This window comes from Enterobacter cloacae complex sp. HYC074_NIDB (assembly GCF_056673345.1).
Genome location: NZ_CP114214.1, coordinates 4,168,094 through 4,194,922 on the forward strand (window position 1 = coordinate 4,168,094; position 26,829 = coordinate 4,194,922).

26 protein-coding genes and 2 tRNA genes are annotated in these 26,829 nt (G+C 55.6%); 10 read left to right on the forward strand and 18 right to left on the reverse strand.

Annotation, left to right across the window (positions count from 1 at the left end; genetic code table 11):
- Positions 1 to 53 precede the first annotated feature (53 nt).
- The 4 genes from O1724_RS20240 to dolP are packed head-to-tail and all read left to right on the forward strand — an operon-like array spanning position 54 to position 3,742.
- On the forward strand, positions 54 to 2,192 hold the full coding sequence (locus O1724_RS20240) for a penicillin-binding protein activator (RefSeq protein ID WP_032607976.1): 2,139 nt from the start codon (positions 54 to 56) through the stop codon (positions 2,190 to 2,192).
- On the forward strand, positions 2,150 to 2,545 hold the full coding sequence (locus tag O1724_RS20245; RefSeq protein ID WP_003861751.1) for a YraN family protein: 396 nt from the start codon (positions 2,150 to 2,152) through the stop codon (positions 2,543 to 2,545). The genes O1724_RS20240 and O1724_RS20245 overlap by 43 nt, the downstream gene beginning before the upstream one ends.
- Positions 2,546 to 2,566: 21 nt before the next feature.
- Positions 2,567 to 3,157 carry a DnaA initiator-associating protein DiaA gene (gene diaA / locus O1724_RS20250; RefSeq protein ID WP_003861754.1) on the forward strand — a complete coding sequence of 197 codons (591 nt, stop codon included), beginning with the start codon at positions 2,567 to 2,569 and terminating at the stop codon, positions 3,155 to 3,157.
- 9 nt (positions 3,158 to 3,166) lie between these two features.
- On the forward strand, positions 3,167 to 3,742 hold the full coding sequence (gene dolP, locus O1724_RS20255) for a division/outer membrane stress-associated lipid-binding lipoprotein (protein WP_003861756.1): 576 nt from the start codon (positions 3,167 to 3,169) through the stop codon (positions 3,740 to 3,742).
- A gap of 50 nt (positions 3,743 to 3,792) precedes the next feature.
- Here dolP and O1724_RS20260 read toward each other — a convergent pair whose 3' ends face one another.
- Both O1724_RS20260 and O1724_RS20265 read right to left on the reverse strand, forming a co-directional pair.
- Complete coding sequence (locus tag O1724_RS20260) at positions 3,793 to 4,830, reverse strand: permease (RefSeq protein ID WP_045895488.1); 1,038 nt, start codon at positions 4,828 to 4,830, stop codon at positions 3,793 to 3,795.
- Between the two features lie 40 nt (positions 4,831 to 4,870).
- Positions 4,871 to 5,515, reverse strand: a complete 645-nt coding sequence (locus tag O1724_RS20265; protein ID WP_023304489.1) for an NAD(P)H-binding protein — start codon at positions 5,513 to 5,515, stop codon at positions 4,871 to 4,873.
- A gap of 128 nt (positions 5,516 to 5,643) precedes the next feature.
- Here O1724_RS20265 and O1724_RS20270 point away from each other — a divergent pair, with 128 nt between their 5' ends.
- Entirely contained in the window at positions 5,644 to 6,162 is a 519-nt protein-coding gene (locus O1724_RS20270) for a type 1 glutamine amidotransferase domain-containing protein (RefSeq protein ID WP_126297103.1), read from the forward strand.
- On the opposite strand, the gene O1724_RS20275 is transcribed toward O1724_RS20270, so the two are convergent.
- Complete coding sequence (locus tag O1724_RS20275) at positions 6,142 to 6,576, reverse strand: YhbP family protein (protein WP_126297102.1); 435 nt, start codon at positions 6,574 to 6,576, stop codon at positions 6,142 to 6,144. The genes O1724_RS20270 and O1724_RS20275 overlap by 21 nt on opposite strands.
- Before the next feature lie 14 nt (positions 6,577 to 6,590).
- Here O1724_RS20275 and O1724_RS20280 point away from each other — a divergent pair, with 14 nt between their 5' ends.
- Positions 6,591 to 6,920, forward strand: coding sequence for a GIY-YIG nuclease family protein (locus O1724_RS20280; RefSeq protein ID WP_003861768.1), 330 nt, complete (start codon positions 6,591 to 6,593; stop codon positions 6,918 to 6,920).
- Here O1724_RS20280 and O1724_RS20285 read toward each other — a convergent pair.
- Both O1724_RS20285 and ubiT read right to left on the reverse strand, forming a co-directional pair.
- Positions 6,907 to 7,410 carry a GNAT family N-acetyltransferase gene (locus O1724_RS20285; RefSeq protein ID WP_003861769.1) on the reverse strand — a complete coding sequence of 168 codons (504 nt, stop codon included), beginning with the start codon at positions 7,408 to 7,410 and terminating at the stop codon, positions 6,907 to 6,909. The genes O1724_RS20280 and O1724_RS20285 overlap by 14 nt on opposite strands.
- On the reverse strand, positions 7,404 to 7,928 hold the full coding sequence (ubiT, locus tag O1724_RS20290; protein ID WP_003861771.1) for a ubiquinone anaerobic biosynthesis accessory factor UbiT: 525 nt from the start codon (positions 7,926 to 7,928) through the stop codon (positions 7,404 to 7,406). The genes O1724_RS20285 and ubiT overlap by 7 nt, the downstream gene beginning before the upstream one ends.
- Positions 7,929 to 8,149: 221 nt before the next feature.
- On the opposite strand from ubiT, the gene ubiU reads away from it, so the two are divergent.
- The 3 genes from ubiU to O1724_RS20305 all read left to right on the forward strand — a co-directional run bounded on the left by ubiU (position 8,150) and on the right by O1724_RS20305 (position 11,117).
- Positions 8,150 to 9,145 (forward strand): ubiquinone anaerobic biosynthesis protein UbiU, encoded by a 996-nt coding sequence (gene ubiU, locus O1724_RS20295; RefSeq protein ID WP_022649510.1) that lies wholly within the window; start codon positions 8,150 to 8,152, stop codon positions 9,143 to 9,145.
- 7 nt (positions 9,146 to 9,152) lie between these two features.
- The gene (locus O1724_RS20300; protein ID WP_126297101.1) at positions 9,153 to 10,031 is read left to right on the forward strand and encodes a U32 family peptidase; all 879 of its coding nucleotides are present in this window, start codon (positions 9,153 to 9,155) and stop codon (positions 10,029 to 10,031) included.
- Positions 10,032 to 10,109: 78 nt separating this feature from the next.
- On the forward strand, positions 10,110 to 11,117 hold the full coding sequence (locus O1724_RS20305; protein ID WP_045347165.1) for a luciferase-like monooxygenase: 1,008 nt from the start codon (positions 10,110 to 10,112) through the stop codon (positions 11,115 to 11,117).
- 89 nt (positions 11,118 to 11,206) lie between these two features.
- Here O1724_RS20305 and mtr read toward each other — a convergent pair whose 3' ends face one another.
- The 12 genes from mtr to O1724_RS20365 all read right to left on the reverse strand — a co-directional run bounded on the left by mtr (position 11,207) and on the right by O1724_RS20365 (position 24,910).
- A complete protein-coding gene (gene mtr / locus O1724_RS20310; RefSeq protein ID WP_126297100.1) occupies positions 11,207 to 12,451 on the reverse strand; it encodes a tryptophan permease in 1,245 nt (414 codons plus the stop codon).
- A 142-nt stretch (positions 12,452 to 12,593) separates the two neighbouring features.
- Entirely contained in the window at positions 12,594 to 14,489 is a 1,896-nt protein-coding gene (locus tag O1724_RS20315; RefSeq protein WP_003861780.1) for a DEAD/DEAH family ATP-dependent RNA helicase, read from the reverse strand.
- Positions 14,482 to 14,562: a protein YrbN gene (gene yrbN / locus O1724_RS20320; RefSeq protein ID WP_097397692.1), complete on the reverse strand. Its 81-nt coding sequence runs from the start codon at positions 14,560 to 14,562 to the stop codon at positions 14,482 to 14,484. The genes O1724_RS20315 and yrbN overlap by 8 nt, the downstream gene beginning before the upstream one ends.
- A 107-nt stretch (positions 14,563 to 14,669) precedes the next feature.
- On the reverse strand, positions 14,670 to 15,554 hold the full coding sequence (gene nlpI / locus O1724_RS20325; protein WP_003861782.1) for a lipoprotein NlpI: 885 nt from the start codon (positions 15,552 to 15,554) through the stop codon (positions 14,670 to 14,672).
- 110 nt (positions 15,555 to 15,664) lie between these two features.
- Positions 15,665 to 17,803: a polyribonucleotide nucleotidyltransferase gene (pnp, locus tag O1724_RS20330; RefSeq protein ID WP_003861786.1), complete on the reverse strand. Its 2,139-nt coding sequence runs from the start codon at positions 17,801 to 17,803 to the stop codon at positions 15,665 to 15,667.
- A 242-nt stretch (positions 17,804 to 18,045) separates the two neighbouring features.
- Entirely contained in the window at positions 18,046 to 18,315 is a 270-nt protein-coding gene (gene rpsO / locus O1724_RS20335; RefSeq protein ID WP_003861789.1) for a 30S ribosomal protein S15, read from the reverse strand.
- 154 nt (positions 18,316 to 18,469) lie between these two features.
- On the reverse strand, positions 18,470 to 19,420 hold the full coding sequence (gene truB, locus O1724_RS20340) for a tRNA pseudouridine(55) synthase TruB (RefSeq protein ID WP_003861791.1): 951 nt from the start codon (positions 19,418 to 19,420) through the stop codon (positions 18,470 to 18,472).
- Entirely contained in the window at positions 19,420 to 19,824 is a 405-nt protein-coding gene (gene rbfA, locus O1724_RS20345) for a 30S ribosome-binding factor RbfA (protein ID WP_003861793.1), read from the reverse strand. Before rbfA ends, truB begins: the two co-directional genes overlap by 1 nt.
- A 106-nt stretch (positions 19,825 to 19,930) precedes the next feature.
- Positions 19,931 to 22,618, reverse strand: coding sequence for a translation initiation factor IF-2 (gene infB, locus O1724_RS20350; protein WP_126297099.1), 2,688 nt, complete (start codon positions 22,616 to 22,618; stop codon positions 19,931 to 19,933).
- A gap of 24 nt (positions 22,619 to 22,642) precedes the next feature.
- Positions 22,643 to 24,145 (reverse strand): transcription termination factor NusA, encoded by a 1,503-nt coding sequence (nusA, locus tag O1724_RS20355; RefSeq protein WP_003861798.1) that lies wholly within the window; start codon positions 24,143 to 24,145, stop codon positions 22,643 to 22,645.
- A 28-nt stretch (positions 24,146 to 24,173) separates the two neighbouring features.
- Positions 24,174 to 24,626, reverse strand: coding sequence for a ribosome maturation factor RimP (gene rimP / locus O1724_RS20360; RefSeq protein WP_014833432.1), 453 nt, complete (start codon positions 24,624 to 24,626; stop codon positions 24,174 to 24,176).
- Positions 24,627 to 24,833: 207 nt separating this feature from the next.
- A tRNA-Met gene (locus O1724_RS20365) sits at positions 24,834 to 24,910 on the reverse strand.
- 286 nt (positions 24,911 to 25,196) lie between these two features.
- Between O1724_RS20365 and argG the strand changes: the two genes are divergently transcribed.
- A complete protein-coding gene (gene argG, locus O1724_RS20370) occupies positions 25,197 to 26,543 on the forward strand; it encodes an argininosuccinate synthase (protein WP_023323785.1) in 1,347 nt (448 codons plus the stop codon).
- 198 nt (positions 26,544 to 26,741) lie between these two features.
- Here argG and O1724_RS20375 read toward each other — a convergent pair.
- Positions 26,742 to 26,828, reverse strand: a tRNA-Leu gene (locus tag O1724_RS20375).
- Position 26,829 lies beyond the last annotated feature (1 nt).

Below are 26,829 nucleotides of genomic sequence, written 5' to 3' on the forward strand. Positions count from 1 at the left end.
CCGTATTGCCGATTTAATATTGAGCATTGCGTAAAAAAATCACTGGATACAGTATGGTACCGTTAACGTTTCTTCGAAAAAAAGCCGCGCACAGCGTGCCCCTCCTGCTGGCAGCCCTGATCTTTACCGGCTGCGGCACCCAGGCACCTGACCAGAGCACTGCTCATATGCAGGGATCCGCTCAGGCTGATTCTGGCTTTTATCTGCAACAAATGTCGCAGAGTACAAATGATACCAGGATCAACTGGCAATTACTCGCCATTCGTGCACTGCTGAAAGAAGGGAAAACCCAGCAGGCCGCCGAGCTGTTCAGCCAGCTGCCGCAGGATCTTAACGACACTCAGCGCCATGAGCAGACGCTGCTGTCAGCAGAACTGAAGGTCGCGCAAAAAGATTACGACGGCGCGAAGAAGATCCTCGGCACCATCGATCTCAGCACGCTGGATAAAAACCAGCAGGCCCGTTTCTGGCAGGCCGGTATCACCGCTGAGCAGGGTCGCCCTTCCCTGACGCTACTCCGCGCGCTGATTGCCCAGGAGCCCCTGCTCGCGGGTGCGGACAAGCAAAAAAATATTGATGCAACCTGGCAGGCGCTCGCCTCCATGACCCAGGATCAGGCCAAAGCGCTGGTAATCAACGCCGATGAAAATGTTCTGCAAGGCTGGCTGGATCTGCAACAGATGTGGTTCAACAACCGCAGCGATCCGAACATGCTGAAAGCTGGCATTACCGACTGGCAAAAGCGTTACCCGCAAAACCCGGGAGCGAAAATGCTGCCAACGCAGCTGGTGAACGTGCAAAACTTTAAGCCCGCCTCCACCAGCAAAATCGCCCTACTGCTGCCGTTAAACGGTCAGGCAGCGGTGTTTGGTCGCGCCATTCAGCAAGGTTTCGAAGCCGCGAAAAACGGCACTACCGCCGTCAGCGGTAGCGCGGTTCCGACCCAGGCAGCACAGGCGGCGAATGTGAATGACGTTGTCAGCCCGTCCGCCGCCGAAACCAGCGACCTGACCACCGCGCAAACCCCTGCGCAGGGCACCATGCAGAATCCGGTTACCGCCCCAACGACGCAGCCCGCTCCCCCTGCGCCTGCGACAACACAGGCCCCGGCTGAAACACCGGCGCCCGCGACGGCAGAACAACCTCAGCCGCAAACCGCGCAGCCGGAACAGCAGCCAGCAACCCAGCCGCAGGCTGTGGCCACCACCAGCGCTAACCCTGGTGCAGAGTTGAAAATCTACGACACCAGCGCCCAGCCGCTTGACCAGGTGCTGGCGCAGGTTCAGCAGGACGGGGCCAGCATCGTTGTCGGCCCGCTGTTGAAAAACAACGTGGAAGCGCTGATGAAGAGCAACACCACGCTGAACGTGCTGGCGCTTAACCAGCCTGAGCAGGTTCAGAACCGCGCCAATATCTGTTACTTCGCCCTCTCTCCGGAGGATGAAGCCCGCGATGCGGCCCGTCATATTCACGAGCAGGGCAAGCAGGCGCCGCTGCTGCTGATCCCACGCAGCACGCTGGGCGATCGCGTTGCCAACGCGTTTGCGCAAGAGTGGCAGACCCTTGGCGGTGGCGTGGTGTTGCAGCAGAAATTTGGCTCAGCTGCCGAACTGAGAGCGGGCGTGAACGGCGGGGCAGGTATTGCCCTCAACGGTAGCCCGGTATCCGCCAGCCTGCCGCAGCAGCAGAGCGTCACCATCGGCGGTCTGACGATCCCAGCGCCCCCTACCGACGCGCAAATCAGCGGCGGCGGTAAAGTGGATTCGGCGTACATCGTCGCTACGCCGGAAGAGATCGCCTTTATCAAACCGATGATCGCCATGCGTAACGGCAGCCAGAGCGGCGCAACGCTCTACGCCAGCTCACGCAGCGCACAGGGTACCGCAGGCCCGGATTTCCGTCTGGAAATGGAAGGACTGCAATACAGCGAGATCCCGATGCTGGCAGGCAGCAACCCGCAGTTGATGCAGCAGGCGCTGGGCGCGGTGCGCAATGACTATTCCCTGGCGCGTCTGTACGCGATGGGCGTCGATGCCTGGGCGCTGGCAAACCACTTCACCCAGATGCGCCAGGTACCGGGCTTCGAGCTTAACGGGAATACCGGCGATCTGACCGCCGATCAGGATTGTGTGATTAACAGGAAGTTATCATGGCTCAAATACCAGCAGGGGCAGATTGTCCCGGCCAGTTAAGCCGTAAACAGACCGGCGACGCGTGGGAGTTAAAGGCGCGTCGCTGGCTTGAAGGCAAAGGACTGCGCTTTGTCGCCGCCAACGTTCGCGGGCGCGGCGGCGAGATTGACCTGATCATGAAAGACGGTCAGACCATCGTGTTTGTTGAAGTTCGCTACCGACAGTCGTCCCGTTTTGGCGGTGCTGCCGCCAGCGTGACGCTCGCCAAACAACAAAAATTATTACAGACTGCCCACTTGTGGCTTGCCCGCCATAATGGGAGTTTTGATACTGTGGATTGCCGTTTCGATGTGGTAGCCTTCACCGGAAATGCGATCGACTGGCTTAAAAACGCGTTTGGCGAAGACGCATAAATAAGATTTTAAAGGGATACCGTGCTCGAACGAATTAAAGTGTGCTTCACAGAAAGCATTCAAACGCAGATTGCCGCGGCGGAAGCCCTTCCGGACGCGATCTCGCGTGCAGCGATGACACTGGTTCAGTCGCTGCTCAACGGCAACAAAATCCTCTGTTGTGGCAATGGCACGTCCGCCGCCAACGCACAGCATTTTGCTGCCAGCATGATCAATCGCTTCGAAACCGAGCGCCCAAGCTTACCTGCCATTGCACTAAACACCGATAACGTGGTCTTAACTGCGATTGCCAACGATCGTCTGCATGACGAAATCTACGCCAAGCAGGTGCGCGCCTTAGGCCATGCCGGAGACGTGCTGCTGGCGATCTCCACGCGCGGTAACAGCCGGGATATCGTTAAAGCGGTTGAAGCGGCAGTGACCCGGGATATGACGATTGTCGCCCTGACCGGTTACGACGGCGGTGAGCTGGCTGGCCTGCTGGGGCCGCAGGATGTGGAGATCCGCATTCCTTCGCACCGTAGCGCCCGCATCCAGGAGATGCATATGCTCACGGTGAACTGCTTATGCGATCTGATCGATAACACGCTTTTCCCTCACCAGGATGATTAAGGAGTTCTCATGAAGGTTTTATCGGCCCTTGCAGTCGTGATGTCTGCATTACTGCTTCAGGGATGCATCGCTGCCGCTGTAGTCGGTACCGCAGCGGTCGGCACCAAAGCAGCGACCGATCCGCGTACCGTTGGGACGCAGGTGGATGACGGTACGCTTGAGCTGCGCGTAAACAGTGCACTGTCGAAAGACGAGCAGATCAAGAAGGAAGCACGCATCAACGTGACGGCTTATCAGGGCAAAGTGCTGCTGGCAGGCCAGGCGCCAAATCCTGAACTCGCCTCGCGCGCCAAACAGATCGCGATGGGTGTGGAAGGCACGGCGGAAGTGTATAACGAGATCCGCCAGGGCCAGCCGATTGGTCTCGGCACCGCGTCATCTGATACCTGGATCACCACCAAAGTGCGTTCCCAGCTGCTGGGTACCGACCAGGTGAAATCCTCAAACGTGAAAGTGACCACGGAGAACGGCGAAGTGTTCCTGCTGGGTCTGGTGACGGAACGTGAAGGGAAAGCGGCAGCGGATATCGCCAGCCGGGTGAGCGGCGTGAAGCACGTCACCACCGCGTTTACTTATATTAAGTAATTCACACCTGACTACAGGCCCGGTAAGCGCTAGCGCCACCGGGCTTTTTTTCACACAAGCGCCATACTCCCCACAATCACTCCACTCAACGCCACCAGCCCCGCAGTCAGACACAGCGCTTTCGCCGGGAATGACTTACGCAGCATGATAAGCGACGGCAGGCTCACCGCCGGCAGCGTGATGAGCAGCGCCAGCGCTGGTGCGGTCCCCATACCGGCCATCATCATGGTCTGAATAATTGGGATCTCCGCCGCGGTTGGGATCACGAACAGGCAACCGGCCACCGCCATCGCAATCACCCACATCAGCGTGTTGTCGATAGCGCCATCCGCATGCGGGAACAGCCAGACGCGCGCGGCCCCCAGCACCAGTACGGCCAGGATATAGACCGGAATGGTGCTCCAGAAAAGCTGCCACAGCGCTTTGCCCCAGCGAGCAAAGAAACTGCCCTGCGGCTCGCTGACGTCCAGCTCAACGGAAGCAGACCCGGCCTCGTTGTCTTTCACCAGGTGCTGCACCAGCGTAGCGACAAGCACCACCGTCAGCAGGCCAGCCGCCAGACGGATAAACGCGAAATGCCAGCCGAGAACGAAGCCCATAAACACCAGCGTTGCCGGGTTCAGCAGTGGGTTACCCATCCAGAAGGCAAGCGCGCCGCCCATCGACACGCGCTGTCGGCGCATACCCGCCGCCACCGGTGCGGCGCAGCAGGAACACATCATGCCCGGCAGGGAGAAAATCGTCCCCAGCAGCGTGCCCTGCAAGCGCGGCTGTCCCAGGGTTTTCACCAGCCAGTTACGCGGGATAAGTACCTGAATCAGCGAGCCCAGCAATACGCCCAATACTGCCGCTTTCCAGACGGCAAGAAAATAGACCATTGCGTAATCCCACGCCGCGCGTAGCGGGCTGGAATCGGCCTGCGCGAGAATCGATTTACCGATGCTGTGGGTGTCGGCGGCGGTGAAGGCTTTACCGTAGTACGGCTGCCATTTCACATACCAGAGGCCAATGATGACCACGAGAAAGAAGAGTGCGGGCTTCCACCACTGAACAGGTGTTGCCGCCTGAGATGAAGACTGACCAGTCATACCATTCCCCGGAAGGTGTTATTTAATAAGCCGGGGAAGTTTACGCCTCGCCCTGCGCGATTTCACGCAGTTTTGCCGAAGGGATAATATTAACCCCCTCCTGCGACGGAGCCAGCGCCTCTTTTAGCATCGCCAGCGCGACATCGCGCGCCTCGATGGACTTCCAGTTACCCGGCAGAATGCGAAACAGCGGAGCGAAAAAAGACTCGTTAAAACGACGTTCGTCACGGTGCCCCATCAGCATGGAAGGCCGCGCGATGGTCAGGCGCTCCCATTTCTGCGCGATTAACGCCTCTTCCATTTTGCCCTTCACCTGGTTGTAAAAAAACGGCGAGCCTGCGTTCGCGCCGTGCGCGCTGACCACCAGGAAATGTTTTGCGCCCAGCTTTTTCGCCGTCAGGGCGGTATCCACCACCAGCGTGTAATCCGCATGGACAAAAGCTTCTTTACTGCCCGCTTCCCGTCGGGTGGTGCCAAGGCAGCAAAAGGCGATATCAATGGGATCCTGCACCTGCGCCAGCGCGTCGGTGAGCTGTGGATCGTGCGGGTTATAGACGCCGGTGATATCCAACAGCGGGCGACGCGTCGGGGCGGCGATATAGTTGATATGCCGATCCTGGATCAGCAGCCGCAGCAGATGTCCACCCACCAGCCCGGTTGCGCCGGTAATCAGTACCTGACTCATCTTATCCCCTTTACAGAATTGTCCGTTTGCGTTCTGGGCCTGCTCTACCACACTTAAAAGTCTGTTACCGGTAAGTATTTACCACAAACGGGAAAAAAACAGTCTGAAGCGAAAACAACGGAGGAAGCATGGGTAAAAAAATCGCAGTCTTGATTACCGACGAGTTTGAAGATTCAGAATTTACGTCGCCAGCAGAGGCATTCCGCAAGGCGGGCCACGAAGTGGTCACCATCGAGAAAGAAGCGGGTAAAACCGTGAAGGGCCATAAGGGCGAAGCCAGCGTGACCATTGACGAATCCATTGATAACGTCAGCCCGTCGGATTTCGACGCCCTGCTGTTACCGGGCGGCCATTCACCGGATTCCCTGCGCGGAGACGAGCGTTTCGTCACCTTTACCCGTGACTTCGTCGGCACCGGTAAACCGGTATTTGCCATTTGCCACGGTCCGCAGCTGCTGATCAGCGCCGGGGTGGTGCGCGGGCGTAAGCTCACCGCGGTGAAGCCGATCGTTATCGATCTGAAAAACGCGGGAGCCGAGTTCTACGATCAGGAAGTGGTGAACGATAACGATCAGCTGATCACCAGCCGTACACCGGACGATCTGCCGGCGTTTAACCGTGAAGCGCTACGCCTGCTCGGCGCGTAGCCAGTGCAGCTTTTTACCAAAGCCCAGGGTGTTGTCGGTAAATTTCAGCTCATCAAGGCGGATTTCCCACACCGGGGCTTTTAGCGCCGCAGCCACCGGGAAGCGGCGCGTATAGCGTTTACGTTGCGCGTCGCTCTCCTCCCCTTCCAGGCGACGAATTTCACCTTTGAACTGGACCCCGCGGATCAGCGCAACGGTTTTAGGCTGACCGTTTACCGTACCTGCCACTTTTGCCTGTTGGCCCGTAATCTGCGCATGCCGCGTTTTGTCTTCGCTCATCACGTAAAAGGCCACACGCTCGGGATCGTAGTAATAAAAGGCATTTGCGCACCACATCTCCTCGTCTTTACAGACGCACCAGGTCACGACATGCTGCTTTGCCAGCCAGCGGTTAATGGCGGCCAGTGTTTCCATTTTCGCTCTCTCTCATGCTATGGTGCGTTCACCTTAACATACTGAATCTGTTTACCGTGTGCTGGTTTCTCTATCTTGTCCGAACCGCTGATAACGCACTCTACACCGGGATCACTACCGATGTGGCACGGCGTTTTTTACAACATCAAACGGGGAAAGGGGCGAAAGCACTACGGGGGAAAGGTGAACTTCAGTTAGCGTTTTCAGCCGCCGTGGGCGACAGATCCCTGGCGCTCAGGCTGGAATACCGCATCAAGCAGCTGACAAAGCGCCAGAAAGAGCGTCTCGTCAACGGGGACGGCTCTTTCGAGGCGCTACGCGAAAGCCTGCTTAAAAACGATTGAAATGATCGTGGTACTCCACCAGACCGGTAACGCCGTCGAGCGCATCATCCGCCAGAGGATGCACCTGGAAAGATGTTTCCGTGCCCGGCCAGTGGCAGCGCAGATCGTATCTGGACGCTGGCTCAAAACCTAAACGTTCGTAGAACGCCGGATCGCCCAGAACGACGACAGCGGCATAGCCAAATTCATTCAGGGAATCCAGCCCTTCATAGACCAGCTGGCGCGCCAGGCCCTGGCCACGGTAGTTTTCATCCACCGCCAGCGGCGCCATGCCGACCCACTGTAACTCTTCACCCTGCACAATCACCGGGCTGAAGGCCACGTAGCCGACCACCTGCCCTTCATCGTCAGTGGCAACCAGGCCCAGCGTAATCAGGCCATCTTCGCGAAGATCGTGAACCAGTTGGGCTTCGGCGTCGCCTGCAAAAGAGCGGCGTAACAACGCATCGATACCCGGCGCATCAATCCCAATTTCGACTCGAATCAGCATGGTTCACCTACTGAAGTGTGTTTACTGTCCGGCGGGGTTTTTAGCCCGGCCTCAACGAAATCTGCCATTTGCATCAACATCATACGCAGCGCTTTCGGCATCTGCTCCAGTTCAATGGCATCCATTAAATTTTTGACGTACAGACCGAGCTCCGTGTCGCCTTCAATCACCAGACGACGCTGGAAGAAGAGGGTGTCCGGATCCTGTTTGCGCGCGGCGATCATCAGCAGATCGCTGGCATCCGCGCTAAAGCTGACATCCGCCTCGGCGGTTTCACGGACGATAAGCCGATCGTTCTCAACGGAAGTAAACCAGCGCAACCCGATATCGCGCACTTCAATCTTTAACCAGCGGCCTTCCAGAAACTCCAGCTCACCGTCCTGTAGCGCCTGGCGGAACTGCCAGCTCAGTACCTGTTCCAGCACCTGGCGTTTAAGCGCGAACGGCGCCAGTTTTACCGGCACGCTCAGCATTGATGGACCAAATTGTACGAGACGTGAACGCAGTTTATCCAGCACGAGCTTTACTCCCTGATAGCTATAGTCCTGCTATTTTGCCATATCCCGACAAGAAGATAGCGGCGTAAATCAACAAACCGTTGTCCGGTGTACCTCATTATTGGTGCCATCAATACGCCATTAGCTGCCTTAAATCAAAAATTGTCGCGTATGGGTTAATTAAAATCCCAGCTCGTTAACATTTTTTACGATCCCTGCGATCGACAACATCGGGATAAATTATGGAGCTGCTCTGCCCTGCCGGAAACCTTCCGGCGCTTAAGGCGGCCATCGAAAATGGGGCCGATGCGGTCTATATCGGGCTGAAAGATGATACCAACGCCCGCCATTTTGCGGGTCTTAACTTTACGGAGAAAAAGCTTCAGGAAGCCGTTAACTTCGTCCACCAGCACCGGCGCAAACTGCACATCGCCATCAATACCTTTGCCCATCCTGATGGCTATGCCCGCTGGCAGCGCGCCGTGGATATGGCGGCCCAGCTGGGCGCCGATGCGCTGATCCTGGCCGATCTCGCCATGCTTGAGTATGCGGCAGAACGTTATCCGCATATTGAGCGCCATGTCTCTGTTCAGGCATCGGCCACCAATGAAGAGGCCGTCCGTTTTTATCATCGACACTTTGACGTGGCTCGCGTAGTGCTGCCGCGCGTACTCTCTATTCATCAGGTTAAGCAACTGGCGCGCGTCACGCCAGTGCCGCTGGAGGTTTTTGCCTTCGGCAGCCTGTGCATCATGGCTGAAGGCCGCTGCTATCTTTCCTCGTATTTGACCGGCGAATCGCCAAATACCGTCGGCGCCTGCTCGCCTGCCCGCTTCGTTCGCTGGCAGCAAACGCCGCAGGGACTGGAGTCACGCCTGAATAATGTGTTAATTGACCGCTATCAGGACGGTGAAAACGCGGGCTACCCGACGCTGTGCAAAGGCCGATATCTGGTGGACGGCGAGCGCTACCACGCGCTGGAGGAGCCCACCAGCCTCAACACGCTGGAACTGCTGCCAGAGCTGCTGGCCGCCAATATTGCCTCGGTGAAAATCGAAGGCCGCCAGCGCAGCCCGGCCTACGTGAGCCAGGTGGCAAAGGTGTGGCGTCAGGCCATCGACCGCTGCATGGCGGACCCGCAAAACTACGCTCCGCAGGCGGCATGGATGGAGACGCTCGGCGCGATGTCCGAAGGCACCCAAACCACGCTCGGCGCGTATCACCGTAAATGGCAGTGATATAATCATGAAATATTCATTAGGGCCGGTGCTTTACTACTGGCCAAAAGAGACGCTGGAAGATTTTTACCAGCAGGCGGCTAACAGCAGCGCCGATGTGATTTACCTCGGCGAAGCGGTGTGCAGCAAGCGCCGCGCCACCAAAGTGGGCGACTGGCTGGATATGGCGAAAAGCCTGGCCGGCAGCGGCAAGCAGGTGGTGCTCTCGACGCTGGCGCTGGTGCAGGCGTCCTCTGAACTGGGCGAGCTGAAGCGCTACGTCGAAAACGGTGAGTTCCTGCTGGAGGCGAGCGACCTGGGCGTGGTGAACATGTGCGCCGAACGTAAGCTGCCGTTTGTCGCCGGACATGCCCTGAACTGCTATAACGCCGTGACCCTGCGCCTGCTGCTCAAACAGGGGATGACCCGCTGGTGCATGCCGGTTGAACTCTCCCGCGACTGGCTGGCCAACCTGCTTACACAGTGCGAAGAGCTGGGCATTCGCAACAAGTTTGAAGTGGAAGTTCTGAGCTATGGGCATCTGCCGCTGGCCTACTCTGCCCGCTGCTTCACCGCACGTTCCGAAGATCGTCCGAAAGACGAGTGCGAAACCTGCTGTATTAAGTATCCGAACGGGCGCAGCATGCTGTCGCAGGAGAATCAGCAGGTGTTTGTTCTCAACGGTATTCAGACCATGAGCGGCTATGTCTATAACCTGGGCAACGAGCTGGCGTCGATGGACGGGCTGGTCGATATGGTGCGCCTGTCACCGCTGGATACCGGCGTGTTCGCGATGCTGGACGCATTCCGCGCTAACGAAAATGGCGCTGCTCCGCTGCCTCTGACGGCAAACAGCGACTGCAACGGTTACTGGCGACGTCTCGCCGGGCTGGAATTGCAGGCATAAAAAAGGCTCACTTTGTTAACAACGGTTATCATTTTTTAATGCAGTATTAAAGATTGACCGTCGACAAAGTGAGCTGTTATGACTGACAAAACCATTCCGTTTTCGGTGCTGGATCTGGCGCCGATCCCACAAGGCTCCTCGGCCAGAGAAGCCTTCACGCACTCTCTCGATCTTGCTCAGCTTGCCGAAAAGCGCGGCTATCACCGCTACTGGCTGGCGGAGCACCACAATATGGTGGGCATCGCCAGCGCCGCCACCTCGGTGCTGATTGGCTATCTGGCGGCGAATACCACCACACTGCACCTGGGCTCCGGCGGTGTGATGCTGCCGAACCACGCCCCGCTGGTGATCGCCGAGCAGTTCGGCACGCTGAATACCCTCTATCCGGGCCGTATTGATTTAGGGCTTGGCCGTGCGCCGGGCAGCGATCAGCCGACCATGCGCGCCCTGCGCCGCCATATGAGCGGCGATATCGACAACTTCCCGCGCGATGTGGCGGAGCTGGTGGGCTGGTTCGACGCGCGTGACCCGAACCCGCACGTGCGCCCGGTACCGGGTTACGGCGAGAAGATCCCGGTATGGCTGTTGGGCTCAAGCCTCTACAGCGCGCAGCTTGCCGCCCAGCTGGGGCTGCCGTTTGCGTTTGCCTCGCATTTCGCACCGGATATGCTGCATCAGGCGCTGCATCTCTACCGCACGCACTTCAAACCGTCCGAGCGTCTGGAGAAACCGTACGCGATGGTCTGTATCAACATTATTGCCGCCGACAGCAATCGCGACGCGGAATTCCTGTTCACCTCCATGCAGCAGGCGTTTGTGAAGCTGCGTCGCGGTGAGACGGGCCAGCTTCCGCCGCCGGTGGAGAATATGCATCAGCTGTGGTCGGCCTCCGAGCAGTATGGCGTGCAGCAGGCTCTGAGTATGTCGCTGGTAGGTGATAAGGCGAAAGTGCGTCACGGGCTGGAGGCGGTGCTGCGTGAAACCCAGGCGGATGAGATTATGGTTAACGGCCAGATTTTCGATCACCAGGCGCGTCTGCATTCGTTTGATTTGGCAATGCAGGTGAAAGAGGAGTTGGTGGGGTAGTTTTTTGCTATGCCCGGTGGCGCTTCGCTTACCGGGCCTACGGGATCGCGTAGGCCGGATAAGGCGTAGCCGCCATCCGGCACAAAAACTTACTGATATACCGGCAACAGGTTAAAACTCGACAGCACGTGGACCACCGCGTTGCCGATACCAAATACTAGAATCAGCGCAATCATCAGCTTTCCGCCCCAGACGCGGAATTTCGGGCTGCCGAAGCGCTTACGTGATTTGCGCGCCAGCAGCGCCGGTACAATCGCCGCCCAGATGGTGGCCGCCAGTCCCGCATAGCCGATGGCGTACAGGAAACCGTTCGGCCACAGCAGGCCGCCCACAATCGGCGGCAGGAAGGTCAACAGCGCCGTTTTGAAGCGCCCCGTCGCAGAGTCATCAAAACCAAACAGATCCGCCAGGTAGTCAAACAGGCCCAGCGTCACGCCGAGGAATGAACTCGCCACCGCAAAGTTCGAGAAGACCACCAGAAGCAGATCCAGGCTGCGGCTGTTCAGCACGCCGCTCAGCGCCTGTACCAGCACATCAATGTTACCGCCCTTCTGCGCAATGCCGATAAATTCCGGACGCGGGATGTTACCCATCGTCCCCAGCAGCCAGATCACATACAGCGCCAGCGCCAGCAGCGTGCCGTAAACCAGGCATTTCACGATGGTGCGCGGATCCTTGCCGTAGTACTTCATCAGGCTCGGTACGTTACCGTGGTAGCCAAACGACGCCAGACAGAACGGCAGGGTCATCAGCAGGTACGGCGTATAAGAGGTGTTCGTTTCGGCAACGTTAAACAGCGTGGCCGGCGTGACGTGCCCCAGCAGGCTGCCGAAGGTAAGAAAGAAGGTGATGACCTTTGCGCCCAGCACGATTGCCGTCATGCGGCTGACCGCTTTGGTGCTCATCCAGACGATAAACGCCACGCCCAGCGCGAAGCAGAGACCCGCCAGACGCGCCGGAACGTTCAGCGACATCTCTGAGAAGGTGTGATGCAGAATCGACCCGCTCGCTGAAATGTACGCGTAGGTCAGGATATAGAGTACAAACGCGATGGACAGCCCGTTCACCAGGTTCCAGCCTTTGCCCAACAGATCCCGGGTGAGGGTGTCGAAGCTGGAGCCAATGCGATAGTTCAGGTTTGCTTCAAGGATCATCAGCCCGGAATGGAGCATGCAGAACCAGGTGAAAACCAGCGCCGCCAGCGACCAGAAGAACCACGCACCGGACATGACCACAGGCAGGGAAAACATCCCGGCACCAATGATGGTTCCGCCGATGATCACCACGCCGCCAAGCAGCGAAGGTGACGTTTGGGTGGTGGTTAGTGTTGCCATGCGGCCTTATCTCCAGTGAAAAATGTGGTTCTGCATTTTAATGTGCTGCACTGTACCAGTACAAGAGTACAAAAGGAATAAAAAAAGCCCCGATAGCGACTATCGGGGCTGTATATTTTACTTTACGTCAGAAGCGAAAGGCTTACGCGTCACCGAAACGACGACGGCTGGCACCTTCTTCACGGCGTGGACCACGGTTTTCGCGGCGCTCGCCGGAGAAACGACGGCCTTCACCACCGCGACCTTCGCTGCGACCGCCTTCACGACGCTCGCCACCGAAACCGCGACCACCGCCACGACGTTCGCCGCCACGGTCAGGACGTGGCTGTGCATCGCCCAGCAGCTGCATGTTCATCGGCTTGTTCAGGATGCGGGTGCGAGTAAAGTGTTGCAGTACTTCGCCCGGCATGCCTTTTGGCAGCTCGATGGTGGAGTGGGAACCGAACAGCTTGATGTTACCAATGTAACGGCTGCTGATGTCGCCTTCGTTAGCGATCGCGCCAACGATGTGACGAACTTCAACACCATCATCACGGCCCACTTCAATGCGATACAGTTCCATTTCGCCAGCGTCACGACGCTCGCGACGTGGACGGTCTTCACCACCACGCTCTGGACGGTCACCGCGTGGACCACGGTCGTTACGGTCGCCACGACGTTCGAAACGATCGTCACGGTCACGGAACTCACGCTTAGGACGCATCGGCGCATCAGGTGGCACGATCAGGCTACGTTCGCCCTGCGCCATTTTCAGCAGTGCTGCGGCCAGGGTTTCCATGTCCAGCTCTTCGCCTTCAGCGACAGGCTGGATCTGGGACAGCAGCGCACGGTACTGATCCAGATCGCTGCTTTCCAGCTGCTGCTGTACTTTCGCGGCGAATTTTTCCAGACGGCGTTTGCCCAGCAGTTCTGCGTTTGGCAGCTCAGCTTCTGGAATGGTCAGCTTCATGGTGCGTTCAATGTTACGCAGCAGACGACGCTCGCGGTTCTCAACGAACAGCAGCGCACGGCCTGCACGACCCGCACGACCGGTACGGCCGATACGGTGAACGTAAGACTCGGAGTCCATTGGGATATCGTAGTTTACAACCAGGCTGATACGCTCAACGTCCAGGCCACGTGCTGCCACGTCGGTTGCAATCAGGATATCCAGACGACCGTCTTTCAGACGCTCCAGGGTCTGCTCGCGCAAGGCCTGGTTCATGTCGCCGTTCAGCGCTGCGCTGTTGTAGCCGCTACGCTCCAGGGCTTCAGCCACTTCCAGGGTCGCGTTTTTGGTACGTACGAAGATAATCGCCGCATCAAAATCTTCCGCTTCCAGGAAACGGACCAGCGCTTCGTTTTTGCGCATGCCGTATACAGACCAGTAGCTCTGGCTGATGTCCGGGCGAGTGGTCACGCTGGACTGAATGCGCACTTCCTGCGGCTCTTTCATGAAGCGGCGGGTAATGCGACGGATCGCTTCTGGCATAGTTGCAGAGAACAGAGCGGTCTGATGACCTTCCGGGATCTGCGCCATGATGGTTTCTACGTCTTCGATGAAGCCCATACGCAGCATTTCATCGGCTTCGTCCAGTACCAGGCCGCTCAGTTTAGAGAGGTCCAGGGTACCGCGCTTCAGGTGATCCAGCAGACGGCCCGGCGTACCGACAACAATTTGTGGGCCCTGGCGCAGGGCGCGTAACTGCACGTCATAACGCTGGCCGCCGTACAGGGCTACCACGTTTACGCCGCGCATATGTTTAGAGAATTCCGTCATGGCTTCAGCAACCTGAACAGCCAGTTCACGGGTTGGAGCCAGGACGAGGATCTGCGGCGCGCGCAGGTCCGGATCAATGTTGTTCAGCAGCGGCAGCGAGAATGCTGCGGTTTTACCGCTACCAGTCTGGGCCATGCCCAGCACGTCACGACCAGAAAGCAGGTGTGGGATACACTCAGCCTGGATCGGAGATGGTTTTTCGTAACCCAGATCGTTAAGGGCTTCAAGGATAGGAGCCTTCAGGCCCAGATCTGCAAAAGTGGTTTCGAATTCAGCCATGTAGTACAAGTGCCTCGATATTAATGGCGGCCAGTCTACTTAGCTCATCGTGAAAATGATTAGCAATTTTCATTGAAAAGTGTGAACCGGCTCAAATTAGGTGTATTGACGAACAACAACGCCCTCACCAGTGAAGGTGATGGCAATCAAAAGATTACGGGCTGATGTTTATGTCGTCAGCTATTGCTGGTCCGATTCTGCCAGGTCGTCTTGCTCCTGGCCCAAGAGCGATAATTCCAACAATGCATAACGGTGCTCAACGAAGTTATGTACGTTGTTAGCAACCGCTAATTTGAACAGTGCCGTAGCGCTGTCCATATCCCCCAGACTTAGGTAGTACTTACCTAAATAGAAGTTGGTTTCACTGAGATGCTCAGCGAGCGAGGTGTTATCCGTTGCGTCCGCCTTGAGGCGTTCCATCAGCGTTGCTTCGCTAATGTTGCCCAGGTAGAACTCGACAATGTTCCATCCCCACTGTTCCTTGTCCGATTTCTCGAAGCGCTGTTTCAGTGCTTCTTTGGCCTGCTTCTCATCAAGCTTCTGCTCAACGATGTAAAGCCACAGGCTGCGGAAAGGATCATTAGGATCGTCTTGATAAAACGCCAGCAGATCATCTTGCGCTAACTTATCACGTCCGCCGTAATACAATGCGATACCGCGATTCAAGTGCGCGTAGTTGTAAGTTGGATCAAGCTCAAGTACAGAATCAAACGCTTCATAGGCAGCATCAAAATTGCCTGCCTGCGTTAAATAAATGCCTAAGTAATTGAATACTTCAGGCATATCAGGTCGAATCGCCAGCGCTTGTGAAAAATCATTTCGCGCCAGTGCCCTCAGACCGAGACTATCATACAACACTCCGCGCTCATATAAAAGCTGTGCGCGTTCGTCATCGGTTAAAGCCCGACTGGCAAGTATTTGTTCCATGCGTGCCAGAATGACTTCCTGCTGCAAAGTCGGTTGCAATGGCACTGCGAGGACTTCGCTCTTACGCCAGGCAGAGTTGCTGCATCCTGCCAGCGTTAAAGCTGTCGCAACGAAACACCAGCGCAAAAAAGGCTTCATTTCCCACTCCCGAAGACAACTATTGGATGAACGTCCTGTCCCCCGGCGGCTTAACAAGGCGTCCTGCCTGATAATAAGCCCTCCGCCTGCGCGGAGGGCAAATGGCAACCTTACTCGCCTTGCTGTTCAGCAGCCGGAGCTTCCGGCGCCGCAGCAGGCTGAGACTGCTCGGTTGCTTCTTTAATGCTCAGACGGATACGGCCCTGGCGGTCAACTTCCAGAACTTTCACCGGTACTTCCTGACCCATTTGCAGGTAATCGGTCACTTTCTCAACGCGCTTGTCAGCGATCTGAGAGATGTGTACCAGACCTTCTTTACCGCCACCGATGGCAACGAATGCGCCAAAGTCAACGATACGGGTCACTTTACCATTGTAGATACGGCCCACTTCGATTTCTGCCGTGATCTCTTCGATACGACGGATAGCGTATTTCGCTTTCTCGCCGTCGGTTGCTGCGATCTTCACAGTACCGTCATCTTCGATTTCGATGGTGGTGCCCGTTTCTTCGGTCAGTGCACGGATAACGGAACCGCCCTTACCGATAACATCTTTGATCTTGTCTGGATTGATCTTGATGGTGTGAATACGCGGAGCGAATTCAGAGATATCACCGCGTGGCGCGTTGATAGCCTGTTCCATCACGCCCAGGATGTGCAGACGCGCACCTTTAGCCTGGTTCAGAGCAACCTGCATGATCTCTTTGGTGATACCTTCAATTTTGATATCCATCTGCAAAGCAGAGATACCGTCGCGGGAACCCGCCACTTTGAAGTCCATATCACCCAGGTGGTCTTCATCACCCAGAATGTCAGACAGAACAACGTAGTTGTCGCCTTCTTTTACCAGACCCATTGCGATACCCGCAACGGCGGCTTTAATTGGCACGCCTGCATCCATCAGCGCCAGAGAAGCACCACACACGGAAGCCATGGAAGAAGAACCGTTGGATTCAGTGATTTCAGACACCACACGTACGGTGTACGGGAATTTGTCTGCTTCTGGCATCACTGCCAGCACGCCGCGCTTCGCCAGACGACCGTGACCAATTTCACGACGCTTCGGTGAGCCAACCATACCGGTTTCGCCCACAGAGTACGGAGGGAAGTTGTAGTGGAACAGGAAGCTGTCAGTGCGCTCGCCCATCAGTTCGTCGATGATCTGTGCGTCACGTGCAGTACCCAGGGTCGCGGTTACCAGCGCCTGCGTTTCACCACGGGTGAACAGCGCAGAACCGTGAGTACGTGGCAGTACGCCAGTACGCACGTCCAGACCACGGATCATGTCTTTTTCACGGCCATCGATACGCGGCTCGCCTGCCAGTACGCGGCTACGAACAACGTTTTTCTCGATAGCGTGCAGGATTTCGCCAATTTCGTTAGCGTCCAGCGTTTCGTCTTCGGCAACCAGGGTCGCGGTCACTTCAGATTTGATCACATCAACCTGAGCATAGCGCTCCTGTTTGTCGGTGATGCGGTATGCGTCGCTCAGACGAGATTCTGCCAGTGCAGCAACGCGTGCGTTCAGCGCGTCGTTGGCCGCTTCTGGCTGCCAGTCCCAACGTGGTTTACCGGCTTCTTTCACCAGGTCGTTGATGTTCTGGATAACAACCTGCTGCTGGTCGTGGCCGAAGACCACAGCGCCCAGCATCTGGTCTTCGCTCAGCAGTTCAGCTTCGGATTCAACCATCAGCACCGCGGCTTCAGTACCGGCGACAACCAGGTCCAGCTTACTCTCTTTCAGCTCTTCCTGAGTTGGGTTCAGCACGTACTGATCATTGATGTAACCCACGCGCGCAGCACCGATTGGACCATTGAATGGAATACCAGACAGTGACAGGGCAGCAGACGCACCGATCATCGCAACGATGTCCGGGTTAACCTGCGGGTTAACGGAAACAACGGTTGCGATAACCTGCACTTCGTTCACGAAGCCTTCCGGGAACAGCGGACGAACCGGGCGGTCAATCAGACGCGCGATCAGGGTTTCGCCTTCGCTTGGACGGCCTTCACGACGGAAGAAGCCACCTGGGATTTTACCGGCAGCGTAGGTACGCTCCTGGTAGTTAACGGTCAGCGGGAAGAAGTCCTGACCCGGTTTAGCTTTTTTCTGGCCAACTACGGTAACGAATACAGCAGTGTCATCCATGCTTACCATAACGGCAGCAGTAGCCTGACGCGCCATCATGCCGGTTTCCAGCGTGACGGTATGCTGACCATACTGGAATTTACGAACGATCGGATTCAGCAAAGTTCTGTCCTTTCTTAAATGTTTGAAAGCACACCTCAGGTGTGCTGACGATTTAACCCGACCTTCTTCGCATCCTCGCGACTAATGACAACCGACACCCCCATGGGTGAAGCCTCTCATTAGCCGCGCGAACCTCTGCAATGAAGATCATTTATAGCAACAATACAATAGTTTCCATTGAATTGCTGCCGTCTGGTTGAAAAAAGGGGCCATCAGGCCCCCTTTTCTGAAACTCGCAAGAATTAGCGACGCAGACCCAGACGCTCGATCAGCGCGGTGTAGCGTGCAACATCTTTACGCTTCAGGTAGTCGAGCAGTTTACGACGCTGAGAAACCATACGCAGCAGACCACGACGGCTGTGGTGATCTTTTTTGTGCTCTGCAAAGTGACCTTGCAGGTGGTTAATCTGTGCAGTCAGCAGTGCAACCTGAACTTCGGTAGAACCGCTGTCGTTAGTACCACGACCAAACTCAGAAACGATTTTAGCTTTAGCTTCAACGCTTAGAGACATTTTCAAACTCCAAAGTATAAAGAATGTAAGGATGCCGATCTCTAATTCAGCTATCCCATGTACGCCCCGCAGATTGTTAAACAATTTACCAGGCGTTAAGCGGCGATATTCTACTCGTCTCCCCTGCTTATCGCAAGGTAAGGCGTTATCACCGTCACGCTTCGACCGGATATTCGACGACCAGACGACGCGGCGCCACACGCCCTTCGCCGTCCATTTCGCCCATACCGATGAATTTCCCTTCGTCACCTTCCGTCACGCGTACCAGGCCCTCAAGCGGTGCCCCCGTTGTGCGAACCGGGTTTCCGTTCTTAAAGTAAACGGACGATGTTAAAGGAAGATTAACAACCGGGAAGTCCACTGCCGGACTGTCCATTGGCATCAGCAGCGGGTCCAGCAGATCGGCCGGCGCAACGCCCTGCGCTTGCGCCTGCTCAATCAGGGCGTGCAGATGCTCAAGCGTCACCATGCGTTCGACCGGATATTTGCTGACCGCCAGACGACGCAGATAAATCACATGCGCGCCGCAGCCCAGCTTTTCACCGAGGTCATCAATGATGGTGCGGATATAGGTCCCTTTCGAACAGTGTACTTCCAGCTCGAGTTCATCACCTTCGTGACGAATGAACAGCAGCTCATACACTGTAATCGGACGAGCTTCGCGCGGAACCTCAATGCCCTGACGTGCATATTCGTAGAGCTTTTTGCCCTGATATTTCAGCGCCGAATACATCGACGGCACCTGTAGCGTATCACCACGGAAGCTGTCCAGCGCCGCATCAAGTTGCTCTGCGCTGAAGGTCACCGGGCGCTCTTCCACCACCTGGCCATCTGCATCGGAGGTATCCGTACGCTGGCCCAGTTTGGCAATCACGCGGTAGCGCTTATCGGAATCCAGCAGGTACTGGGAAAACTTTGTCGCTTCCCCCAGGCAGATCGGCAGCATGCCGGTTGCCAGCGGATCCAGCGCGCCGGTGTGCCCCGCGCGATTGGCGTTATAAATACGCTTTACTTTTTGCAGCACGTCGTTGCTGGATGCGCCCTGTGGTTTATCCAGCAACAGCACGCCATGCACGTCACGACCGCGACGACGAGGACGACTCATCAGTCCTCCTTGCTGTCGTCCGCCGGGTTAACACGACGCTCATCGTCATGTTTCACCACGCTGGTCACCAGGTTGGACATACGCATACCTTCAACCAGCGAGTTGTCGTAGAAGAAGGTCAGCTCTGGCACGATACGCAGGCGCATCGCTTTGCCAAGCAGAGAGCGAATGAAACCAGAGGCTTCCTGCAACGCTTTAATGCCGTTCTTCACAGCGTCTTCATCCTGGTCATTCAGGAAAGTTACAAACACTTTGGCGTACGCCAGGTCGCGGGACATTTCCACGCCAGACACGGTGGTCATCATACCCACGCGTGGATCTTTGATTTCACGTTGCAGAATGAGAGCGATCTCTTTCTGCATCTCCTGCGCGACGCGCTGTGGGCGACCAAATTCTTTCGCCATAATAAATTCTCCAGACAAAAAAGGGGCTTAAGCCCCTTTTTAAAATTACTGCCGGGTGGCGCTTCGCTTACCCGGCCTACGCTAATTAATCTTCAGTTGACGAAGATTACGCGATGGTACGCTGAATTTCGATGATCTCGAACACTTCGATCATATCGCCAACGCGAACGTCGTTGTAGTTCTTCACGCCGATACCACATTCCATGCCGTTACGAACTTCGTTAACGTCATCTTTGAAGCGGCGCAGGGATTCCAGCTCACCTTCGTAGATAACCACGTTGTCGCGCAGTACGCGGATTGGGTTGTGACGCTTAATGGTCCCTTCGGTAACCATACAGCCCGCGATCGCACCGAATTTCGGTGATTTGAACACGTCACGTACTTCAGCCAGACCGATGATCTGCTGTTTCAGCTCAGGAGACAGCATGCCGCTCATCGCTGCTTTCACTTCGTCAATCAGGTTATAGATGACGGAGTAGTAACGCAGATCCAGGCTTTCAGCATCAATCACTTTACGCGCAGATGCGTCAGCACGAACGTTGAAGCCAACCAGGATCGCGTTGGACGCTGCTGCCAGAGTTGCGTCGGTTTCGGTGATACCACCTACGCCAGAACCGATGATCTTCACTTTCACTTCGTCGGTAGACAGTTTCAGCAAGGAGTCGGAGATCGCTTCCACAGAACCCTGAACGTCCGCTTTCAGAACAACGTTCACTTCGTGAACTTCGCCTTCGGTCATGTTGGCGAACATATTCTCGAGTTTAGATTTCTGCTGACGAGCCAGCTTCACTTCACGGAATTTACCCTGACGATACAGAGCGACTTCACGCGCTTTCTTCTCGTCACGTACGACGGTTACTTCGTCACCGGCAGCCGGAACACCGGACAGCCCCAGGATTTCCACTGGAATGGACGGACCCGCTTCCAGCACTTCCTGACCCAGTTCGTTACGCATCGCGCGAACGCGACCGTATTCGAAACCACACAGAACGATGTCGCCCTTGTGCAGAGTACCTTCGCGAACCAGAACGGTTGCAACCGGACCACGACCTTTATCCAGGAAGGATTCGATTACCGCGCCGCTCGCCATACCTTTACGAACCGCTTTCAGCTCCAGAACTTCAGCCTGAAGCAGGATAGCGTTCAGCAGGTCGTCGATACCGGTACCTGCTTTTGCAGATACAGGGATGAACTGCGCTTCACCGCCCCACTCTTCCGGCATAACGCCGTACTGGGACAGTTCGTTCTTCACGCGATCCATATCAGCTTCTGGCTTATCGATTTTGTTGACTGCAACAACCAGAGGCACCTGCGCCGCTTTCGCGTGCTGGATAGCTTCAATGGTCTGCGGCATCACGCCATCGTCGGCAGCAACAACCAGAACAACGATATCCGTTGCCTGAGCACCACGAGCACGCATTGAGGTAAACGCTGCGTGGCCTGGGGTATCCAGGAAGGTGATCATGCCGTTTTCGGTTTCTACGTGGTAAGCACCGATGTGCTGGGTAATACCACCCGCTTCGCCGGAGGCAACCTTAGTAGAACGAATGTAGTCAAGCAGAGAGGTTTTACCGTGGTCAACGTGGCCCATGATGGTCACAACCGGTGCGCGCGGTTCAGCCGCTGCGCCCGTATCACGGTCGCTCATGACTGCTTCTTCCAGCTCGTTTTCACGACGCAGGATAACTTTGTGGCCCATCTCTTCGGCAACCAGCTGTGCGGTTTCCTGGTCGATGACCTGGTTGATGGTGGCCATTGCGCCCAGTTTCATCATCGCTTTGATGACCTGAGAGCCTTTCACCGCCATCTTGTTAGCCAGTTCGCCAACGGTGATGGTTTCGCCGATCACAACGTCACGGTTAACGGCCTGAGCAGGCTTCTGGAAGCCCTGCTGGAGAGCGGAACCTTTACGCTTACCACCTTTACCGCCGCGAACCGCTGCACGCGCTTCTTCACGGTCAGCTTTTGATTCAGCGTGTTTGTTACCTTTTTTCGCAGGACGCGCAGCTTTTGCACTGCGAGTACGACCACGACCACCTTCTACTTCGCGGTCGTTGTCGTCTTCTGCCTGACGCGCATGCTGAGACGTGGTGACGTGATAATCGCTGGTATCTTCAGTTGGTTCAGCGGTATTCACACCATTCTTCTCGTTTTCTTCTGCCATGCGACGCGCTTCTTCGGCGACGCGGCGAGCTTCTTCTTCAAGCTTGCGGCGGGCTTCTTCTTCCGCTTTACGCTTCAGCTCGGCAGCTTCATTTTCACGGCGGGCTTTTTCAGCCTGGGCAGTTTTGGTCATTTCGTCGGTCTGTTGATTGCTCACTTTGTCTTTTTCCGCAGCGTCACGCTTCGCTTTTTCACCGGCGTCGCGTTTCGCTTTTTCTGCGGCCTCACGTTCAGCTTTTAATTCTGCTTCACGTTTGGCAGTGGCTTCTGCCTCACGCTGAGCTTGTTCTTCCGCTTCACGCTGTGCCTGCTCTTCCGCGGCAAGGCGTTCTGCCTCTTGCGGATCACGTTTTACAAAGGTGCGCGTCTTGCGGACTTCAATGTGTACCGACTTGCTTTTGCCACCGGTACCAGGGATGTTCAACGTGCTACGCGTTTTACGCTGTAGCGTTAACTTGTCAGGCGTAGAGCCGTGTTCACGGTTCAGGTGCGCTAACAAGGTTTGTTTTTCTTGCGCGGTCACCGAGTCATCAGCGGACTTCGGGATCCCTGCATCAGCAAATTGCTGTACCAGGCGGTCCACGGAGGTCTGAATCTCAGCAGCCAGCGATTTTACAGTTACATCAGTCATGCTGTTCCTTCCTGCTACAGTTTATTACGCTTCGTCGCCGAACCAGCAAATATTACGTGCGGCCATGATGAGTTCGCCGGCTTTCTCGTCGGTTAAACCTTCGATATCGGCCAGGTCATCAACGCCTTGCTCAGCGAGATCTTCCAGCGTACAAACACCACGGGCAGCCAGCTTGAACGCAATCGCACGATCAAGACCTTCCAGATTCAGCAGGTCATCAGCCGGCTTCTTATCGCCAAGGCTTTCTTCCTGAGCCAGCGCCAGGGTGGTCAGTGCGTTTTTAGCGCGTTCACGCAGGGCTTCAACGGTTGGTTCATCCAGACCGTCAATTTCCAGCAGCTCTTTCATTGGCACGTAGGCCAGTTCTTCCAGCGTAGAGAAACCTTCTTCAACCAGCACAGTGGCGAAGTCTTCGTCAATGTCCAGGTATTTGGTGAAGGTATCGATCGCCGCGTGGGCTTCAGCCTGATGCTTGGCCTGAAGGTCATCAACGGTCATCACGTTGAGTTCCCAGCCGCTCAGCTGTGACGCCAGACGTACGTTCTGACCGTTACGGCCAATCGCCTGCGCCAGGTTGCCCGCTTCTACAGCGATATCCATGGTGTGTTTGTCTTCGTCAACAACGATAGACGCCACATCAGCCGGTGCCATTGCGTTGATCACGAACTGCGCCGGGTTGTCGTCCCACAGAACGATATCAATGCGCTCGCCGCCCAGTTCGGTAGAAACCGCCTGAACACGTGCGCCACGCATACCGACGCAAGCACCGACCGGGTCGATACGCTTGTCGTTGGTTTTCACCGCAATTTTCGCACGGGAGCCCGGATCGCGGGCCGCCGCTTTGATTTCGATAACTTCTTCGCCGATTTCCGGCACTTCGATACGGAACAGTTCAACCAGCATTTCTGGTTTAGAACGCGTCACGAACAGCTGTGCACCACGCGCTTCAGGACGTACGGCATACAGCACACCACGAATACGATCGCCTGGGCGGAAGTTTTCACGCGGCAGCATGTCTTCGCGCAGGATGACGGCTTCAGCGTTACCCGGCAGTCCTTCGGATTTGATCTCCAGAGAGATGTTGTCGCGGTTCACTTTCTTCACCACGCCAGTGATGATTTCGCCTTCCTGATCGCGGAACTGATCGACAACCAGCGCGCGCTCGGCTTCGCGAACTTTCTGCACGATAACCTGCTTCGCGGTCTGGGTGGTGATACGGTCGAAGGTAACAGATTCAATCTGATCTTCAACGTAGTCACCCACGTTCAGACTTTCGTCTTCAAAACGTGCCGCTTCCAGGGTGATCTCTTTGGTCGGTTGGGTCACTTCTTCAACGATTACCCAACGACGGAATGTATCGAAGTCACCGCTTTTACGATCGATTTCTACGCGAACATCGATCTCTTGTTCGTATTTTTTCTTGGTTGCTGTAGCCAGTGCACTTTCCAGCGCTTCGAAAATCTTCTCACGCGGCAGTGATTTCTCGTTGGAGACGGCTTCAACAACAGCCAAAATTTCTTTGTTCATCGCGGGCTTTTCACCTCAATCCAGACTGTTAAAAGTGGGGAACCAGGTTCGCCTTCTGGATATTACTCAGCGCGAACACTTCATCTTTGCCTTCGACTGTCACCGTGATCATTTCACCATCAACGGCTTTGATAATTCCCTGCCATTTACGGCGATTCTGTACGGCCATACGCAGAACGAGAGCCACTTCTTCACCGGTAAAGCGCACGTAGTGCTCGGCCGTGAACATCGGACGATCGAGGCCAGGTGAGGAAACTTCCAGGTTGTACGCAACGGTAATCGGATCTTCAACATCAAGAACCGCACTCACCTGGTGGCTGACATCAGCACAATCATCAACATTGATGCCATCTTCACTATCAATATAGATGCGCAGTGTGGATGTACGGCCGCGAACGAATTCGATGCCGACCAGTTCGTAGCCCAGTGCTTCGACCGGCGCAGTAATCATCTCTGTTAATTTTTGCTCTAATGTGGACAAGCCCACCCCCAAGACATAAAAAAAGGGCGTAAAGCCCAGTTATTCTGTAGTCAGATAACAAAAAACCCCGATAAATCGGGGCTTTAGATAACTGAACCCTATAGCCACAACTGTGGCCTGGAGCACTCTCCGAAAGCATTTTTTCAAATCCAGCTACGAAGGCTCTAAGTCTTCACAGTATATTTGAAAAAGAACTTTATGGGAAAGTGGTTGCGGGGGCCGGATTTGAACCGACGACCTTCGGGTTATGAGCCCGACGAGCTACCAGGCTGCTCCACCCCGCGCCTGAAACGTGGCAAATTCTACGCGTTTTGGACAGAATTTGCAAATAATGCTGGGATTTGGTACCGAAGACGGGACGTAAAATCGGCATTCAGTATATTGATAGTTGACCCCACCTGTCAACCCAACTTCGGCCAGGGCAATAAAAGGGAAATTTTTACAAAAAACGCACACGTCTCTTTCGGTCGTCGATAAAAGATGATTAAATGAATACTCACTTATTTTGCATAAACATGCATCGAGAGCGAAAGCGGTCTCTAATCAGTCAATCAAGCAGGGTTTTATTATATGACGACGATTCTCAAGCATCTCCCGGTAGGACAACGTATTGGCATCGCTTTTTCTGGCGGCCTGGATACCAGCGCTGCACTGCTGTGGATGCGCCAGAAGGGAGCGGTTCCTTATGCATATACTGCGAACCTGGGTCAGCCGGACGAGGAAGATTATGACGCGATCCCTCGTCGTGCCATGGAATATGGCGCAGAGAACGCACGTCTGATCGACTGCCGTAAGCAGCTGGTCGCCGAAGGGATTGCCGCGATCCAGTGCGGTGCTTTCCATAACACTACCGGCGGCCTGACCTATTTCAATACCACCCCGCTGGGTCGTGCCGTCACCGGCACTATGCTGGTCGCCGCCATGAAAGAAGATGGCGTGAACATCTGGGGGGACGGTAGCACCTATAAAGGCAACGATATTGAACGTTTCTATCGTTATGGCCTGCTGACCAACGCCGAGTTGCAGATCTACAAACCGTGGCTGGATACCGACTTCATCGACGAGCTGGGTGGCCGTCATGAAATGTCTGAGTTTATGATTGCCTGCGGCTTTGACTACAAGATGTCGGTTGAGAAAGCCTACTCAACCGACTCCAACATGCTGGGTGCGACGCACGAAGCGAAAGACCTGGAATTCCTGAACTCCAGCGTAAAAATTGTTAACCCGATCATGGGCGTGAAGTTCTGGGATGAAAACGTGAAGATCCCGGCGGAAGAAGTGACCGTGCGTTTCGAACGTGGTCATCCGGTTGCCCTGAACGGTAAAACCTTCTCCGACGATGTTGAACTGATGCTGGAAGCAAACCGCATCGGCGGTCGTCACGGTCTGGGTATGAGCGATCAGATCGAAAACCGTATCATCGAAGCAAAAAGCCGCGGCATTTACGAAGCTCCAGGGATGGCGCTGCTGCACATCGCTTATGAGCGTCTGCTGACCGGTATTCACAACGAAGACACCATTGAGCAGTATCACGCTCATGGCCGTCAGCTGGGCAAACTGCTGTATCAGGGTCGCTGGTTTGATCCACAGGCGCTGATGCTGCGTGACGCCCTGCAACGTTGGGTGGCAAGCGCCATCACCGGCGAAGTGACCCTGGAACTGCGTCGCGGTAACGACTACTCCATCCTGAACACCGTGTCTGACAACCTGACCTATAAAGCAGAGCGTCTGACCATGGAGAAAGGTGAGTCAGTATTCTCTCCGGACGATCGTATTGGCCAGCTGACCATGCGTAACCTGGACATCACCGATACCCGTGAGAAGCTGTTCAACTATGTTGAGAATGGCCTGCTCTCCGCCAGTTCCGGTAATGGCCTCCCACAGGTTGAGAACCTGGAACACAGCGATAAGAAATAATCGATAATGAAACATGCAAAAGGCGCCCATTGGGCGCCTTTTTTATTTGGTATTTGTAGTCTTCGTAGGCCAGGTAAGCGCAGCGCTACCGGGCAAAACGGCGGGTGGCGCTGCGCTTACCCGCCCTACAATAGATCGGAAACACAGAATATAGAGACGAAAAAAAAGACGTCTTGCGACGTCTTTCTTCTGGAATATTGGTACCGAGGATGGGACTCGAACCCACAAGCCCGTTAGGGCACTACCACCTCAAGGTAGCGTGTCTACCAATTCCACCACCTCGGTA

What these genes read in the sequence shown, in the direction of transcription:
- O1724_RS20240 (WP_032607976.1), top strand. Translation starts at nt 54, where the DNA reads ATGGTACCGTTAACGTTTCTTCGAAAAAAAGCCGCGCACAGCGTGCCC.
- O1724_RS20245 (WP_003861751.1), top strand. Translation starts at nt 2,150, where the DNA reads ATGGCTCAAATACCAGCAGGGGCAGATTGTCCCGGCCAGTTAAGCCGT.
- dolP (WP_003861756.1), top strand. Translation starts at nt 3,167, where the DNA reads ATGAAGGTTTTATCGGCCCTTGCAGTCGTGATGTCTGCATTACTGCTT.
- O1724_RS20260 (WP_045895488.1), bottom strand. Translation starts at nt 4,830, where the DNA reads ATGACTGGTCAGTCTTCATCTCAGGCGGCAACACCTGTTCAGTGGTGG.
- O1724_RS20265 (WP_023304489.1), bottom strand. Translation starts at nt 5,515, where the DNA reads ATGAGTCAGGTACTGATTACCGGCGCAACCGGGCTGGTGGGTGGACAT.
- O1724_RS20270 (WP_126297103.1), top strand. Translation starts at nt 5,644, where the DNA reads ATGGGTAAAAAAATCGCAGTCTTGATTACCGACGAGTTTGAAGATTCA.
- O1724_RS20275 (WP_126297102.1), bottom strand. Translation starts at nt 6,576, where the DNA reads ATGGAAACACTGGCCGCCATTAACCGCTGGCTGGCAAAGCAGCATGTC.
- O1724_RS20280 (WP_003861768.1), top strand. Translation starts at nt 6,591, where the DNA reads ATGCTATGGTGCGTTCACCTTAACATACTGAATCTGTTTACCGTGTGC.
- O1724_RS20285 (WP_003861769.1), bottom strand. Translation starts at nt 7,410, where the DNA reads ATGCTGATTCGAGTCGAAATTGGGATTGATGCGCCGGGTATCGATGCG.
- ubiU (WP_022649510.1), top strand. Translation starts at nt 8,150, where the DNA reads ATGGAGCTGCTCTGCCCTGCCGGAAACCTTCCGGCGCTTAAGGCGGCC.
- O1724_RS20300 (WP_126297101.1), top strand. Translation starts at nt 9,153, where the DNA reads ATGAAATATTCATTAGGGCCGGTGCTTTACTACTGGCCAAAAGAGACG.
- O1724_RS20305 (WP_045347165.1), top strand. Translation starts at nt 10,110, where the DNA reads ATGACTGACAAAACCATTCCGTTTTCGGTGCTGGATCTGGCGCCGATC.
- mtr (WP_126297100.1), bottom strand. Translation starts at nt 12,451, where the DNA reads ATGGCAACACTAACCACCACCCAAACGTCACCTTCGCTGCTTGGCGGC.
- O1724_RS20315 (WP_003861780.1), bottom strand. Translation starts at nt 14,489, where the DNA reads ATGGCTGAATTCGAAACCACTTTTGCAGATCTGGGCCTGAAGGCTCCT.
- yrbN (WP_097397692.1), bottom strand. Translation starts at nt 14,562, where the DNA reads ATGAAAATTGCTAATCATTTTCACGATGAGCTAAGTAGACTGGCCGCC.
- nlpI (WP_003861782.1), bottom strand. Translation starts at nt 15,554, where the DNA reads ATGAAGCCTTTTTTGCGCTGGTGTTTCGTTGCGACAGCTTTAACGCTG.
- rpsO (WP_003861789.1), bottom strand. Translation starts at nt 18,315, where the DNA reads ATGTCTCTAAGCGTTGAAGCTAAAGCTAAAATCGTTTCTGAGTTTGGT.
- truB (WP_003861791.1), bottom strand. Translation starts at nt 19,420, where the DNA reads ATGAGTCGTCCTCGTCGTCGCGGTCGTGACGTGCATGGCGTGCTGTTG.
- rbfA (WP_003861793.1), bottom strand. Translation starts at nt 19,824, where the DNA reads ATGGCGAAAGAATTTGGTCGCCCACAGCGCGTCGCGCAGGAGATGCAG.
- infB (WP_126297099.1), bottom strand. Translation starts at nt 22,618, where the DNA reads ATGACTGATGTAACTGTAAAATCGCTGGCTGCTGAGATTCAGACCTCC.
- nusA (WP_003861798.1), bottom strand. Translation starts at nt 24,145, where the DNA reads ATGAACAAAGAAATTTTGGCTGTTGTTGAAGCCGTCTCCAACGAGAAA.
- argG (WP_023323785.1), top strand. Translation starts at nt 25,197, where the DNA reads ATGACGACGATTCTCAAGCATCTCCCGGTAGGACAACGTATTGGCATC.